At 56.0% G+C, this 14448-nt stretch carries 12 protein-coding genes; 4 read left to right on the top strand and 8 right to left on the bottom strand.

Annotation, left to right across the window (positions count from 1 at the left end; all coding sequences use genetic code 11):
* Nucleotides 1-169: 169 nt before the first annotated feature.
* Both IM317_RS21295 and mdtD read left to right on the top strand, forming a co-directional pair.
* Nucleotides 170-877, top strand: coding sequence for a FadR/GntR family transcriptional regulator (locus IM317_RS21295; RefSeq protein WP_033144369.1), 708 nt, complete (start codon nt 170-172; stop codon nt 875-877).
* Nucleotides 874-2307 (top strand): multidrug transporter subunit MdtD, encoded by a 1434-nt coding sequence (mdtD, locus tag IM317_RS21290; protein WP_033144368.1) that lies wholly within the window; start codon nt 874-876, stop codon nt 2305-2307. Before IM317_RS21295 ends, mdtD begins: the two co-directional genes overlap by 4 nt.
* Here mdtD and rbsR read toward each other — a convergent pair.
* From rbsR to kup, 7 genes are all read right to left on the bottom strand, one after another.
* Nucleotides 2273-3265, bottom strand: coding sequence for a ribose operon transcriptional repressor RbsR (rbsR, locus tag IM317_RS21285; protein WP_072196604.1), 993 nt, complete (start codon nt 3263-3265; stop codon nt 2273-2275). The two genes, mdtD and rbsR, sit on opposite strands and share 35 nt — an antisense overlap.
* A gap of 3 nt (nt 3266-3268) precedes the next feature.
* Complete coding sequence (rbsK, locus tag IM317_RS21280; RefSeq protein WP_033146468.1) at nt 3269-4198, bottom strand: ribokinase; 930 nt, start codon at nt 4196-4198, stop codon at nt 3269-3271.
* 106 nt (nt 4199-4304) lie between these two features.
* The gene (rbsB, locus tag IM317_RS21275; RefSeq protein WP_010426610.1) at nt 4305-5195 is read right to left on the bottom strand and encodes a ribose ABC transporter substrate-binding protein RbsB; all 891 of its coding nucleotides are present in this window, start codon (nt 5193-5195) and stop codon (nt 4305-4307) included.
* Nucleotides 5196-5222: 27 nt separating this feature from the next.
* Nucleotides 5223-6188 (bottom strand): ribose ABC transporter permease, encoded by a 966-nt coding sequence (gene rbsC / locus IM317_RS21270; protein WP_006808742.1) that lies wholly within the window; start codon nt 6186-6188, stop codon nt 5223-5225.
* A gap of 4 nt (nt 6189-6192) precedes the next feature.
* Nucleotides 6193-7698, bottom strand: a complete 1506-nt coding sequence (gene rbsA / locus IM317_RS21265; RefSeq protein WP_023309779.1) for a ribose ABC transporter ATP-binding protein RbsA — start codon at nt 7696-7698, stop codon at nt 6193-6195.
* Nucleotides 7699-7705: 7 nt separating this feature from the next.
* A complete protein-coding gene (rbsD, locus tag IM317_RS21260; protein ID WP_003862392.1) occupies nt 7706-8125 on the bottom strand; it encodes a D-ribose pyranase in 420 nt (139 codons plus the stop codon).
* A 197-nt stretch (nt 8126-8322) separates the two neighbouring features.
* Nucleotides 8323-10191: a low affinity potassium transporter Kup gene (kup, locus tag IM317_RS21255; RefSeq protein WP_023309781.1), complete on the bottom strand. Its 1869-nt coding sequence runs from the start codon at nt 10189-10191 to the stop codon at nt 8323-8325.
* A gap of 222 nt (nt 10192-10413) precedes the next feature.
* On the opposite strand from kup, the gene ravA reads away from it, so the two are divergent.
* Together ravA and viaA are read left to right on the top strand one after the other, a co-directional pair.
* Nucleotides 10414-11910 (top strand): ATPase RavA, encoded by a 1497-nt coding sequence (ravA, locus tag IM317_RS21250; protein WP_023309782.1) that lies wholly within the window; start codon nt 10414-10416, stop codon nt 11908-11910.
* On the top strand, nt 11904-13355 hold the full coding sequence (gene viaA, locus IM317_RS21245) for an ATPase RavA stimulator ViaA (RefSeq protein ID WP_033144366.1): 1452 nt from the start codon (nt 11904-11906) through the stop codon (nt 13353-13355). The genes ravA and viaA overlap by 7 nt, the downstream gene beginning before the upstream one ends.
* On the opposite strand, the gene asnA is transcribed toward viaA, so the two are convergent.
* Nucleotides 13356-14348, bottom strand: coding sequence for an aspartate--ammonia ligase (gene asnA / locus IM317_RS21240; protein WP_033144365.1), 993 nt, complete (start codon nt 14346-14348; stop codon nt 13356-13358).
* Nucleotides 14349-14448 lie beyond the last annotated feature (100 nt).

Raw genomic sequence — 14448 nt, 5'->3', positions numbered from 1 at the left:
GAGTTATTCCGACGTGACAAGAGGAAATTTAAAAAAAGTTTCCATCCGCGTTTTTTTTCACCAACAGAGGTGAAATCAAGCTACAAATTGTTCTATTTGATGTATCTGCAACCACAATCACATTCGAGGTGGCATAATTATCAGCATGAATCTTTAAGGAATAAAAGCGATGCCATTAAGCGCACAACAGCTGGCCGCCCAAAAAAACCTGTCGTACGTGCTGGCAGAAAAGCTGGCTCAGCGGATTTTAGCGGGTAAATATCCCCCGGGTAGCATCCTGCCGGGTGAAATGGAGCTGGGTGAGCAGTTTGGGGTGAGCCGTACCGCCGTGCGCGAAGCGGTGAAAACCCTAACAGCAAAAGGTATGGTGCTTCCACGCCCTCGCATTGGCACACGCGTGATGCCACAGAGTAACTGGAATTTTCTCGATCAGGAGCTGCTCTCCTGGTGGATGACGGAAGATAACTTTCATCAGGTCGTCGATCACTTTCTGGTGATGCGCAGCAGCCTTGAACCTCAGGCATGTCTACTTGCCGCCACGCTGGGAACAGCGGAGCAGAAAGCGCAGCTTAACGCGCTGATGGAAGAGATGGTGTTCCTGAAAAAACACTTCAACCGCGAACGCTGGGTTGAGGTCGATATGGCCTGGCATGAACACATCTATATGATGAGCGCCAATCCGTTCCTCACCTCTTTTGCCTCTTTATTTCATTCGGTGTATCACACCTACTTTACCTCTATTACACAAAACGAAGTGGTAAAACTGGATTTGCACCAGGCGATAGTTGATGCCATCCAGGAAAGCGACGGGCAGCGAGCCCTGAGTGCGTGCCAGGCATTGCTGGCCGCGCCAACCCACCAGCAGGTAAATAAATGACAACGAAAAAAGCGCGCAGCATGGCCGGATTGCCGTGGATTGCAGCCATGGCGTTTTTTATGCAGGCACTGGATGCCACCATCCTCAACACAGCGCTTCCCGCTATAGCGCAAAGCCTTAACCGCTCCCCGCTGGCGATGCAGTCCGCCATCATCAGCTACACCCTGACGGTCGCAATGTTAATTCCGGTCAGCGGCTGGCTGGCCGACCGCTTTGGCACCCGCAGAGTTTTCATGCTGGCCGTCACGCTCTTTACGCTTGGATCGCTGGCCTGTGCGCTCTCCTCATCCTTAACGGAGCTGGTTATCTTCCGCGTATTGCAGGGCATTGGCGGCGCGATGATGATGCCGGTGGCGCGCCTTGCCTTGCTGCGAGCCTACCCCAGGAGCGAACTGCTTCCCGTACTCAACTTCGTCACCATGCCGGGCCTGGTCGGCCCGATTCTTGGCCCGGTACTCGGTGGCGTGTTTGTCACCTGGGCAAGCTGGCACTGGATCTTCCTGATTAATATTCCAATTGGCGTTGCGGGGCTGCTGTATGCCCGCAAATATATGCCGAACTTCACCACGCCAAGGCGCAGCTTCGATATGGGCGGCTTTTTCCTGTTTGGCCTGAGCCTGGTGTTATTCTCCAGCGGGATGGAGCTGTTTGGCGAGAAGATCGTCGCGACGTGGTTAGCGCTCTCCGTTATCCTCGGCGGTATTCTGTTATTCCTTCTTTATATACGTCACGCGCGTCGTCACCCGACGCCGTTAATCTCCCTGGGGCTCTTTAACACCCGAACGTTTTCCGTAGGGATTGCGGGGAACATTGCGTCTCGTCTGGGGACGGGTTGCGTACCGTTCCTGATGCCATTGATGCTGCAGGTGGGTTTCGGCTACCCGGCCCTGATTGCTGGCTGCATGATGGCGCCCACGGCAATGGGCTCGATTCTGGCAAAATCAACCGTTACACAGGTGCTGCGCTGGTTTGGCTATCGTAAGACGCTGGTCGGCGTGACGGTCTTTATCGGTCTGATGATTGCGCAGTTCTCGCTGCAATCCGCCGCGTTACCCGTCTGGATGCTGATCCTGCCGCTGTTTGTGTTGGGCATGGCGATGTCGACGCAGTTCACGTCGATGAACACCATCACCCTCGCCGACCTGACTGACGAGAACGCCAGTAGCGGCAACAGCGTGCTGGCGGTAACGCAACAGCTGTCGATCAGTTTAGGGGTTGCCGTGAGTGCAGCGGTGCTGAGGTTTTATGAGGGTTTTGACAGCGCGAATACCGTTGAGCAGTTCCACTATACCTTTATCACCATGGGCGCACTTACCGTGGTATCGGCGCTGGTCTTTATGCTGTTAAAACCAAAAGACGGCCGAAACCTGATTAAAGAGCGTCACAAAGAGAAAGCTAAACCGAACCGCGTTCCATCAGAACAGGAGTAAGCTGCAGCCGTTGCTGTTGCAGCGTGGGCTGCGCCATACGATGGATCAACACATCGATGGCCAGCTCGCCCAGTTCATCCTTCGGCTGATGAATAGTGGTCAGCGGCGGCGTCATGTAGCTGGCCAGCTCGATATCGTCATAGCCAATCACCGCCATATCGTCCGGCACGCGTAGCCCCGCCTGATACAACGCCTGATAGGCACCAAACGCCATCGCGTCGTTACCAATAAAGACCGCCTGCGGACGCGGCTTTTGCGCCAGCAGTTTCTGCATCGCCTCGAAGCCGCCGTTAAATTCAAAGTCGCCGGTGATCCGGTATCCATCAGGAATGGCAAGGCCAGCTCGTTCCATGGCGGAGATATACCCTTCCAGACGCAAACGCGCCGGAGTTTTATCCAGCGGCCCCGTAATACAGGCAATGCGAGTGTGTCCTTTATCAATCAGGTACTGAGTCGCCATATCGCCGCCCAGCAGGGAGTTATCCTGAATGAGATCGCTGGTTCCGTCGAACGGCGCCCAGTCCATCATCACCGTTGGGATAGAAGGATAACGCTGGATGATCTCTTTCGAGGGCTGGTGCGTTTCGGTGCAGAGCAGCAATAGTCCGTCGACGCGTTTTTGCATCAGCGTTTCCAGGTTACGATTCATGCGCTGCTCGTCCCCCTCGGTATTGCACAGCACCAGGCTGTAGCCACGCTCGAAGCAGCTGCGCTCCACGCCGCGAACCAGTTCTGAATAAAAGGGGTTGGTACTCGCGGTGATCAGCATACCGATGGTGCGCGTCTGGTTGAGCTTAAGGCTGCGCGCCAGCGCAGACGGCGCATAGTTGAGTTCTTTTACCGCAGCTTCAACTTTCTCCCGAATCGCCTCGCTGACGAAGCGATCGTTGTTTATAACGTGGGAGACCGTCGAGGTAGAAACGCCCGCCATGCGGGCGACATCTTTCATTGTGGCCAAGCGTTACCCCTGCTGACTTAAGAATTCATCGATCTCTTTACGCCACGGAACGGAAGGCTGGGCGCCTTTGCGCGTCACCGCAATCGCGGCAGCAGCGTGTGCGAAGCGAATAGCGTCATCCATTCTCTTGCCTTCCAGCAGCGCGGTGACCAGTGCACCGTTGAAGGTATCTCCCGCTGCGATGGTATCAATCGCTTTGACCTTAAAGCCCGGCACGCGACGGCCTTCGCCATTAACGCTTGCCCACACCCCACGGCTACCAAGGGTGATAATCACGGTACCGATGCCCTTATCATGCAGCGCACGCGCGGCTCGCGCGGCATCGTCATCATTTTCTACGCGAATGCCCGTCAGCTTTTCGGCTTCGGTTTCGTTCGGCGTAATGATGTCCACCAGCGCCAGCAGCTCGTCTGATAATACACGGGCCGGGGCCGGGTTAAGTACGACAGTGGTATGATTTTCATGCGCAATTTTCGCGGCAGCCAGCACGCTTTCAACCGGTGACTCCAGTTGCATGAGCAGGGCTTCCGCTCCGGCGATGATGGCACGTTGCGCTTCTACGCGCTCCGTCGTCAGCGCAGCGTTAGCACCCGCATGAATACCGATGACATTCTCACCTTCAGCGTTGACGAAAATCAGCGCCACGCCGGTCGATTCCCCTGCAACCACGCTGACCGGTGCGACATCAATGTTGTCGCTCGCCAGCTGTTTGCGTACGCGCTCACCGGTATCGTCATCACCCGTGCAGGCGATAAACGCAATATTCGCCCCGCTGCGACCGGCGGCGACGGCCTGGTTGGCACCTTTACCGCCAAATGCCACCTGATACTGGTTACCCGTGACGGTTTCGCCCGGTGCAGGGAACGATTCAAGGTTAAGAATGTGATCGGCATTGATACTGCCAAGGACGACGAGGTTGCCTGCGGTTTTCATGGTTGGGTTGTCCATCTGAGAGCGCCACCGGTGTTACCCGGTGGCGTATGCCACACTTTTCTTTATTGGTGTCCCTCAGGCAGCCAGCGACTGCCTGATTCGCCTTTTACTGCTTGATGACCAGCTTCAGGTCAACTGGGTATTTAGCCTGAACTTTTTCGCCCTTCAGCACTTTGTCGGCAGTTTCAACGCCAGTGGCGCCAATCTGCTCAGGCAGCTGAGCGATGGTCGCAGCCAGTTTGCCATCGTTTACTGCTTTTTCACCATCCGGCGTACCGTCAAATCCGACAACCATCACATCAGATTTACCTGCGGTCTGCAGGGCACGCAGCGCGCCGAGCGCCATTTCGTCGTTCTGCGCGAACACGGCCTGCACGTCAGGGTGTGCGGTCAGCAGGTTCTGCATAACGTTCAGACCTTTAGTACGGTCGAAGTCTGCCGGCTGGCTGGCCAGCACGTTGAATTTGTGTGCAGCCACAGCCTGCTGGAAGCCTTCACCACGCTCGCGGGCTGCGGACGTACCGGCAATCCCCTGCAGTTCGATAACTTTCGCGCCTTCGCCGGCTTTCTTCGCGATGTAATCACCCGCGATTTTGCCGCCCAGCACGTTATCAGACGCAATGTGGCTAACAACTTCGCCTTTCGTTGCCTGGCGGTCCAGAGTGATCACCGGAATTTTCGCCTGGTTTGCCATTTTAACGGCGTTACCGACGGCGTCAGAATCGGTTGGGTTGATCAGCAGAATTTTGGTACCACGAACGGTTAAGTCCTGAACGTTAGCCAGCTCTTTCGCCGGGTTGTTCTGTGAATCCAGCACCACCAGGTTGTAGCCCAGTTTGTCCGCTTCTTTCTGCGCACCGTCCTTCAGGGAGACGAAGAACGGGTTGTTCAGAGTAGAGACAACCAGCGCGATGGTATCTTTCGCCATGGCGTTAGCACTTACGGTTGCGCTCAGCGCGACAGCAGAAACCAGGGTAGCCAGTTTTTTCATGTTCATATCTAAGATGTCCTGTAGTGTCGTCAGTTACTGTTTTTTGTTGTCTACCAGTACCGCCAGCAAAATTACCACTGCCTTAACGATCATCTGGTAATAGGAGGAAACACCTAACAAATTCAAACCATTATTCAGGAAACCGAGAATCAGTGCGCCGATCAATGTCCCAACAATGCGACCTTTACCGCCCGCAAGACTCGTACCGCCCAGAACCACTGCTGCGATAGCATCCAGCTCATACCCCGTACCCGCCGTCGGCTGCGCAGAAGAGAGGCGCGCCACTTCGATGATACCTGCCAGCGATGCCAGCAGACCGCACAGGGAGTAAACGATAATTTTGACTTTATTAACGCTGATACCGGACAGGCGCGTTGCCGCTTCGTTACCGCCCAGCGCGTAAATATAACGGCCCAGACGGGTGTGGTGCAGCATGTACCACGCCGCCAGGAAGACGATAGCCATGATCCAGACCGGGGTCGGAACACCCAGCGGGCGACCGATACCGAACCAGCCAAACAGATCCGCGTTATCGGTAAAGCCGGTATTAACCGGGCTACCGTTGGTGTATACCATGGTCACACCGCGCAGCAGCAGCATCATCACCAGCGTGGCGATAAACGCCTGAACGCGGCCTTTTGCCACAATCACGCCTGTTACGGCGCCAATCGCCGCGCCTGCCGCCAGGGCAGCGGCCACGGCAACCAGCGCGTTGACTTCAATGCCGACAATCGAAGCGGCGATCGCGCCGGTGAGCGCCAGCAGGGAACCGACGGACAGATCGATACCTGAGGTCAAAATCACCAGCGTCATGCCGACCGCCATAATGGCGTTCACAGACGTCTGCTGCAGAATGTTGAACAGGTTATTAACGGTGAAAAAGTTCGGGCTCATGGTCGATACAATCGCGATCAGCACCAGCAGGGCAATCAGCGATTTTTGTTCCATCAGCCATGCCTTTGTGAAATAGCGGCGACCAGAAACAGCCTGGGTAGTCATCTTCTTACTCCTGATTCACGCGATTAAGCTTGCCCACAGCGGCAGCCATCAGAACTTCCTGGGTGGCCTGCTCGCGAGTGAATTCACCGCCGAGATGCCCTTCATGCATGACGATAATGCGATCGCTCATGCCTAATACTTCTGGCATCTCGGAAGAGACCAGAATGATGCTCAGACCGTCGGCCTTGAACTGGTTAATCAGTTGGTAGATCTCTTTCTTCGCGCCCACGTCTACGCCGCGGGTTGGCTCGTCGAGGATCAGCACTTTCGGGCGCGTCATCAGCCCGCGCGCAATCGCCACTTTCTGCTGATTACCGCCGGACAACAGGCCAATCGCCTGCTCCATCGACGGGGTTTTGACGTTAAAGAGACGGATAAAATCGCTGACCGCCTGCTGCTCATCTTTATGCTTCAGGCTACCGCCGCTATGGCTGAAATAGCGCAGCGCGGTCAGGGACATGTTCTCTTTAACCGACATCCCCAGCACCAGGCCGTCGCGTTTGCGGTCTTCGGAGATATAAACGATGCCGTTCGCCAGACCATCCTGCGGAGAACGGGTGACCACTTCATGACCGTCGAGGGTGACATAACCGCTGGTGCGCGGCAGTGCGCCGTACAACACTTTCATCAGCTCGGTACGTCCGGCACCCATCAGGCCCGCCACGCCCAGGATCTCGCCCTGGCGCAGGGTAAAGGTCACGTCGTTCACACCCGGACCGCAGAGGTTGTCCACCTTCAGGCGGATCTCACCCGGCGCTTTCTCCAGATGCGGATACTGATCTTCGAGCTTGCGTCCCACCATCATTTCGATGAGGGTATCTTCGGTCAGCGTGGCGACTTCGCGCTCGGCAATAAACTGCCCGTCGCGGAAGACGGTAACGTCATCGCAGATTTCGAAGATCTCTTTCATGCGGTGAGAGATATAGACAATCCCGCGCCCCTGCGACTTCAGCTCGCGGATCACGCGGAACAGGGATTCGGTTTCGGTATCGGTCAGGGCGTCGGTCGGTTCATCCATAATGATGACCTTCGACTCAAAGCTCAGCACCTTCGCGATTTCCACCATCTGCTGATCGCCAATGGACAGATCGCCTACCAGTCGGTCGCTCTTAAAGCGCAGGTTCAGCTTCGCCAGCAGCTTGTCCGCTTCGGCGTACATGGTTTTCCAGTCGATTTTGCCGAACCGGTTAACAAACTCGCGGCCGAGGAAGATGTTTTCCGCAATGGTGAGCTGAGGAATGAGGTTCAGCTCCTGGTGAATAATACCGATACCCGCTTCCTGAGAGGATTTTGGGCCATTGAAGGTGGTCTCTTTACCCAGCCAGACGAGTGAACCGGCATCGCGTTGGTAGATACCGGTCAGCACTTTCATCATGGTGGATTTGCCGGCACCGTTTTCGCCCACCAGCGCCATCACGCGCCCGGGGTAGACGTTTAGCGCCGCGCCGGAGAGGGCTTTTACGCCCGGGAACGACTTATCGATCCCTTTGAGTTGCAGTAATGCGTCCATGATGGCCTCAGAATGTGACGCCAGCACAGAGAATGATATTCGCATACGGGGAACACTCCCCGCTGCGAATCACCGCCTGACTGTCTGCGGTTTGTTGTTTGAACTGTTCGTGCGTCGTGTAACGAATTTCTATGGTGTTTCCCTGGTGTTGTTGCAGTTGCTCAATATGGCTGAGCAACGTTTCGTGGAGTTGCGGATTATGTTGTTTGATTTCCGCCGCGAGAATGGCCGCCTCAACCTGCATCTCCGCCGTCACAACTTCCAGTACCTGCATAAACGAGGGTACACCCTGCGTTAACGCCATATCGATACGGGTTGTGCTGCGCGGAACCGGTAAGCCTGCATCGCAAACCACCAGCGTATCGGTATGCCCAAGACGGGAAATAACCGATGAGATTTCTGAGTTGAGTACCGTGCCTTTCTTCATTTTCTTGCTCCACTAGCGAAACGTTTCGCTGACATCAGTTTAATCTCAAGAATGTTCAGAAAACCATCATGACGTAACAGATTTGTGATCGACGTCGAAACGTTTCGCTAAGTGAAATGCAGAGACAATTATTGTGGGTTGGCGAGGGGTTTGGTAGGCCGGGTAAGCGAAGCGCCACCCGGCATTTTCAGAAGGGATTAGATCTCGACCTGCGTCCCCAGCTCAATCACGCGGTTAGGCGGGATCTCAAACTGGTCAGGCGCGCGCAGGGCGTTACGCTGCAGGATGAGGTACAGCTTGCCGCGCAGGCGCAGATACCACGGGCGCTTGCCGATGATTAGCGACTCGTGCGACATAAAGAACGACGTCTCCATCATCCGGCAGCTCAGCCCTTCCAGGCCGCAGCGGTGGAACACCTCTTCCACGTTTGGCGTTTCGCGCCAGCCGTAGCTTGCCACCACGCGCCAGAAGGTCGGCGACAGCTGCTCGATCTGCACGCGACGCACGTTGTGAACATACGGCGCATCTTCGGTGCGCAGCGTCAGCAGGATCACGCGCTCGTGCAGCACTTTGTTGTGCTTGAGGTTATGCATAAGCGCGAACGGAATGACGTTCAGCGCGCGAGACATATATACCGCAGTACCCGGCACGCGGACCGGCGGGGATTTCTCCAGAGAAGCGATCATCGCCTCAAGAGAGTTCCCGTGCTCGTGCATGCGGCGCAGCAGGCGGAAACGCTCGCTTTTCCATGTGGTCATGACGATGAACATCACCAGACCCAGCGTCAGCGGCAGCCAGCCACCGGAGACAATTTTATCGAGGTTCGCTGAGAACAGCGGTACGTCGATACACAGGAAGCCCACCAGAATCATCGCCACGAGGAATTTATTCCAGTGCCAGTTTCGGTACGCCACCGTGGTGGAGAGAAGCGATGTCAGCACCATCGTACCGGTTACCGCAATACCGTACGCCGCCGCCAGGTTACTGGAGTGCTCGAAGCTGACGATAACAATAACAACAGCGAAATAGAGGAGCCAGTTAACGAACGGGATGTAGATCTGGCCCGACTCCATCTCTGAGGTATGGATGATGCGCATCGGTGACAGATACCCCAGACGCACGGCCTGGCGCGTCAGAGAAAACACGCCGGAAATCACCGCCTGGGAGGCAATGACGGTCGCCAGCGTCGCCAGGATAAGCATCGGCACCAGCGCCCAGTCAGGCGCCAGCAGGAAGAACGGGTTCTTGATCGCTTCCGGGTTTTTAAGCAACAGCGCGCCCTGACCAAAATAGTTCAGCACCAGCGACGGCAGCACCACAATAAACCATGCCACGCGGATAGGCAGTTTCCCGAAGTGGCCCATGTCAGCATACAGCGCTTCCACACCGGTGATGGAGAGCACGACGGCCCCCAGCGCCACGAAGGAAACCACTTTGTATTCGAGGAAGAAATGCACCGCCCAGTAAGGGTTCAGCGCATGCAGCACTTCAGGGTTCGCAATAATGCTGCGCAAGCCAAGCGCCGCCAGGATCAGGAACCAGGCCAGCATAATCGGCGCGAACAGTTTGCCCACCAGCCCTGTACCGTGCTTCTGGATCATGAATAGCAGCGTCAGGACAATAATGGCCAGCGGAACCACCCATGAATCGAGCTGCGGAGCGATAATCTCCAGCCCCTCAATCGCCGACAGCACCGAGATAGCCGGCGTTATCACCACTTCCCCGTAGAAGAAACTGCCGCCAATCAGGCCGATAATGACCAGCACAGAGGTCATCCTGGCCGAGGTATTACGCCCGGCAAGAGACATCAGGGTCAGGATCCCACCTTCACCTGCGTTATCAGCACGCATAACGAAGGAGAGATATTTAACGGAAACCACCAGGATCAGCAGCCAGAAAATGAGGGACAGGAAGCCAAACACGGCATCGCGTTCAACACCAAAACCAAACTGGCCGGACAGACATTCACGAAGCGTATAAAGCGGGCTGGTGCCGATATCACCGTAGACAACCCCGATCGCCGCAAGCGTTATTGCGGGTAATGATTGCTTATTATCAGTGCTCATAGACTAGTCTTTTCGTTTAAATAACAAATGTGTTCCCGGTCCCTTGGCCCACAAAAAGCGCACAGTATGCACGATTCATTGCAAAATCGTACCCCTAAATGCAACCGCATTAATGTAGCGCAAAGAAAATTGCGCCGCACTTCAGTCTATTACCAGCCCTGACTGAAACGTCTATACTCGCTTCAATTGGCCGCCACGACGGCGAAAGGATGCAAAACTATTATGGCTCACTCACATTTATTAGCAGAAAGAATTTCCCGCCTCAGCAGCGCGCTGGAAAAAGGCCTTTTCGAGCGTAGCCACGCCATCCGCCTCTGCTTACTGGCGGCGTTGAGCGGTGAAAGCGTGTTTTTGCTGGGACCGCCGGGCATTGCCAAAAGCCTGATTGCCCGCAGGCTGAAATTTGCTTTTCAGAACGCCCGCGCCTTCGAATATCTCATGACCCGGTTTTCCACCCCAGAAGAAGTTTTTGGTCCGCTCTCCATTCAGGCATTGAAAGATGAGGGGCGCTATCAGCGTCTGACGGAAGGGTATCTTCCGGAGGCTGAGATTGTTTTTCTCGATGAGATCTGGAAAGCGGGGCCGGCTATTCTGAACACCCTGCTCACGGCGATAAACGAACGTCGGTTCCGTAACGGCGCCAGTGAAGAGAAAATCCCGATGCGCCTGCTGGTGGCCGCCTCTAACGAACTGCCTGAAGCCGATAGCAGTCTGGAAGCGCTATATGACCGTATGCTTATCCGCCTGTGGCTGGACAAAGTGCAGGATAAATCCAACTTCCGCTCCATGCTGGTCAGCCAGCAGGATGAGAGCGAAAATCCGGTATCCGCTTCGCTGCAGGTGACGGATGAGGAGTATCACCAGTGGCAGCAGGACATCGGCAAAATCAAACTGCCAGACGCCGTCTTCGAGCTGATCTATCTCCTGCGCCAGCAGCTTGATCTCATCCCTTCAGCGCCCTATGTCTCCGATCGCCGGTGGAAAAAAGCGATCCGCCTGCTGCAGGCCAGCGCCCTGTTCAGCGGGCGTGACGCCGTTGCGCCAATTGACCTGATCCTGCTCAAAGACTGCCTCTGGCATGATGCAGAAGGCATGAACCTGATGCAGCAGCAGCTTGACGTTTTGATGACCGGACACGCCTGGGGGCAGCAGGCGATGCTCAACCAGCTGGGGGCGATTGCCCAGCGGCGCATCCAGCTCCAGCAGCAGCAAAGTGATAAAACCGCGCTGAAAGTGAATCGCCTTGGGGGCATGTTCGCCCGCAAACCGCACTACGAGCTTCCTGCGGACCTGACCGGCGCAACGCTAACGCTGCTGCTCCAGCAGCCGCTTAAACTGCATGATATGCAGGTGGTGCACATTACGATTGAGCGCGAGGCGCTGGCGCAGTGGCTGGATAAGGGCGGAGAGATCCGAGGAAAACTCAACGGCATTGGTTTCGCGCAGCCGCTGAATATGGAAGTGGACAGCAGCCAGCACCTGGTGATCCGCGACGTCAGCCTCCAGGGATCGCGTCTTGCGCTTCCGGGCACCGCCTCTGACAGCGTCCCCGAAGAGATTAAGCAGCAGCTGGAAGCGCTGGATACCGAATGGCATCAGCAGCACACCCGCTTTAGCGAGCAGCAAAAATGCCTCTTTATTCATAGCGACTGGCTAGGTCGCATCGAAGCCAGCCTGCAGGACGTCAGCGCGCAGATCAAACAGGCGCGTCAATGCTAACGCTGGATACGCTTAACGTCATGCTGGCCGTGAGCGAGGAGGGGTTGATCGAAGAAGTGGTCATTACCCTTCTGGCGTCGCCGCAGCTGGCGGCGTTTTTTGAAAAATTTCCAAAGCTTAAAAAGGCGATGACGGACGATCTTCCGCGCTGGCGGGAAAATTTGCGTCAGCGGTTCAGGGAGACCGAAGTTCCGCCTGAGTTAACGGAAGAGGTGGCCTGCTATCAGCAGTGCCAGCGGCTCTCCACGTCGCAGTTTATCGTCCAGCTGCCGCAAACCCTGACGTTGCTCGATAACGTCCACTCTCCGTTTGCCAGCCAGGCCCGGGCGCTGGTCACGGATAACGCCACCTTTACCCCCGCACTGCATACCCTCTTCTTACAGCGCTGGCGCCTCAGCCTGGTGGTTCAGGCCACAACGCTGAACCAGCAACTGCTGGACGAAGAGCGTGAACAGCTGCTCAGTGAAGTTCAGGAACGGATGACGCTGAGCGGCCAGCTAGAACAGGTGCTGGTGGAGAATGAAAACGCCGCAGGACGTCTCTGGGATATGAGCGCAGGTCAGCTCCGGCGCGGGGATTATCAGCTGATCGTCAAATACGGCGATTTTCTGGCGCAGCAGCCCGAGCTGATGAAGCTTGCAGAACAGCTGGGTCGCTCAAGGGAGGCAAAGTCGGTCCCAAAGAAAGATGCCCCGATGGAAACCTTCCGCACCCTGGTGCGCGAACCGGCTACCGTGCCGGAGCAGGTCGACGGGCTCCAGCAAAGCGATGACATTTTACGCCTGCTGCCCACGGAACTGAGCACGCTGGGGATGACCGAGCTGGAGTATGAGTTCTATCGTCGGCTGGTGGAAAAACAGCTTCTCACCTACCGACTGCACGGCGAAGCTTGGCGTGAGAAAGTCAGCCAACGGCCGGTCGTCCATCAGGATTTTGATGAACAGCCGCGCGGGCCATTCATTGTTTGCGTGGATACGTCCGGTTCGATGGGCGGGTTTAACGAGCAGTGCGCGAAGGCGTTCTGTCTGGCACTGATGCGCGTGGCGCTGGCCGATCGTCGTCGCTGCTTCATCATGCTCTTCTCCAGCGAGGTGGTGGGCTATGAGCTGACGAATCAGCAGGGTATCGAGCAGGCAATCCGCTTCCTGAGCCAGCGCTTTCGCGGCGGCACGGATCTGGCCAGCTGCTTTCGCAGCATTGTGGAGCGTATGCAGGGAGGCGACTGGTACGACGCTGACGCGGTGGTGATTTCCGATTTTATTGCCCAGCGGCTGCCGGATGACGTAGTGAATAAGGTAAAGGAGTTACAGCGGGTACACCAGCACCGATTTCATGCGGTGGCGATGTCAGCCCATGGAAAACCCGGCATCATGCGCATCTTCGATCATATCTGGCGCTTTGATACCGGGCTGCGTAGCCGCCTGCTCAGACGCTGGCAGCGTTAATTACAGAAGAGAACAGACGCTTTCACGTACCTGCTGCGGCCAGACGCCACACTGAACCTGACCGATATGGGGTAATTGCAGCAGCAGCATGGTCAGACGGGACTGGCCGATACCGCCGCCGATCGTCTGAGGCATTTCACCGCGCAGCAGCGCCTGGTGCCACTCGAGCTTGAGACGATCTTCATCGCCGGTGACCGCCAGCTGGCGCTTCAGCGCGTCAGCATCCACACGGATCCCCATAGAAGAGAGCTCGAATGCGTCTTCCAGTACCGGGTTCCACACCAGAATATCGCCGTTCAGCCCGGCAAATTCGCCCTCACCCGCAGTGCTCCAGTCATCATAATCCGGCGCGCGAACGTCGTGGCGTTTGCCATCAGACAGCTTGCCGCCGATACCGATCAGGAATACTGCACCTAATTCTTTGGCGATCGCACGCTCCCGGCCTTTAGCATCGAGATCCGGGAAGCGGCTCAGCAATTCCTGACTGTGAACAAAGTGGATCGTATCCGGCAGGAACGGTGCCAGACCAAACTCTTTGCTCACGGCCGCTTCGGTCGCTTTGATCCCGGCGTAGATCGCTTCAACGGTAGATTTCAGCGTGCCGACGTGACGTTCGCCATCACCCATTACGCGCTCCCAGTCCCACTGGTCAACGTAAACGGAATGAATCGGTGAAAGGCGGTCTTCATCGGGACGAAGGGCTTTCATGTGCGTGTAAAGCCCTTCGCCCGCGCTGAAGTCGTGCTGTCCCAGGGTTTGACGCTTCCACTTCGCCAGTGAATGAACCACTTCGAACTGAGCGTCTGGCAGTGTTTTCACTTTCACCTGTACCGCTTTTTCGCATCCAGAGAGGTTATCCTGCGTCCCGTCACCCACGCGGCTCAGAATCGGCGCCTGAACTTCAATAAGGCCAAGCTTCTCTTCCAGCTGGCGGGAAAAATGGGATTTTACGAAACTGATCTGGCGTTGTTTGGCGATGTAAGCGGTTTTCATTATTTATACTCCTGCGTCCTGTTGATATTGATTAAGCAACAGAAACGGCAACATATTCAATAACTCATCAACAAAAAGCCACCTTCACTTTTGATTCGAT

It is taken from the genome of Enterobacter cloacae complex sp. S3, assembly GCF_014930495.1.
Classification (GTDB): Bacteria; Pseudomonadota; Gammaproteobacteria; order Enterobacterales; family Enterobacteriaceae; genus Enterobacter; species Enterobacter asburiae_B.
This window is presented reverse-complemented; position numbering and strand designations above follow the sequence as displayed.

Excerpts from the sequence above, each read along its gene's own strand:
- IM317_RS21295 (WP_033144369.1), top strand. The coding sequence starts at position 170 with ATGCCATTAAGCGCACAACAGCTGGCCGCCCAAAAAAACCTGTCGTAC.
- mdtD (WP_033144368.1), top strand. The coding sequence starts at position 874 with ATGACAACGAAAAAAGCGCGCAGCATGGCCGGATTGCCGTGGATTGCA.
- rbsK (WP_033146468.1), bottom strand. The coding sequence starts at position 4,198 with ATGAAAACCGCAGGCAACCTCGTCGTCCTTGGCAGTATCAATGCCGAT.
- rbsB (WP_010426610.1), bottom strand. The coding sequence starts at position 5,195 with ATGAACATGAAAAAACTGGCTACCCTGGTTTCTGCTGTCGCGCTGAGC.
- rbsC (WP_006808742.1), bottom strand. The coding sequence starts at position 6,188 with ATGACTACCCAGGCTGTTTCTGGTCGCCGCTATTTCACAAAGGCATGG.
- rbsA (WP_023309779.1), bottom strand. The coding sequence starts at position 7,698 with ATGGACGCATTACTGCAACTCAAAGGGATCGATAAGTCGTTCCCGGGC.
- rbsD (WP_003862392.1), bottom strand. The coding sequence starts at position 8,125 with ATGAAGAAAGGCACGGTACTCAACTCAGAAATCTCATCGGTTATTTCC.
- kup (WP_023309781.1), bottom strand. The coding sequence starts at position 10,191 with ATGAGCACTGATAATAAGCAATCATTACCCGCAATAACGCTTGCGGCG.
- ravA (WP_023309782.1), top strand. The coding sequence starts at position 10,414 with ATGGCTCACTCACATTTATTAGCAGAAAGAATTTCCCGCCTCAGCAGC.
- viaA (WP_033144366.1), top strand. The coding sequence starts at position 11,904 with ATGCTAACGCTGGATACGCTTAACGTCATGCTGGCCGTGAGCGAGGAG.
- asnA (WP_033144365.1), bottom strand. The coding sequence starts at position 14,348 with ATGAAAACCGCTTACATCGCCAAACAACGCCAGATCAGTTTCGTAAAA.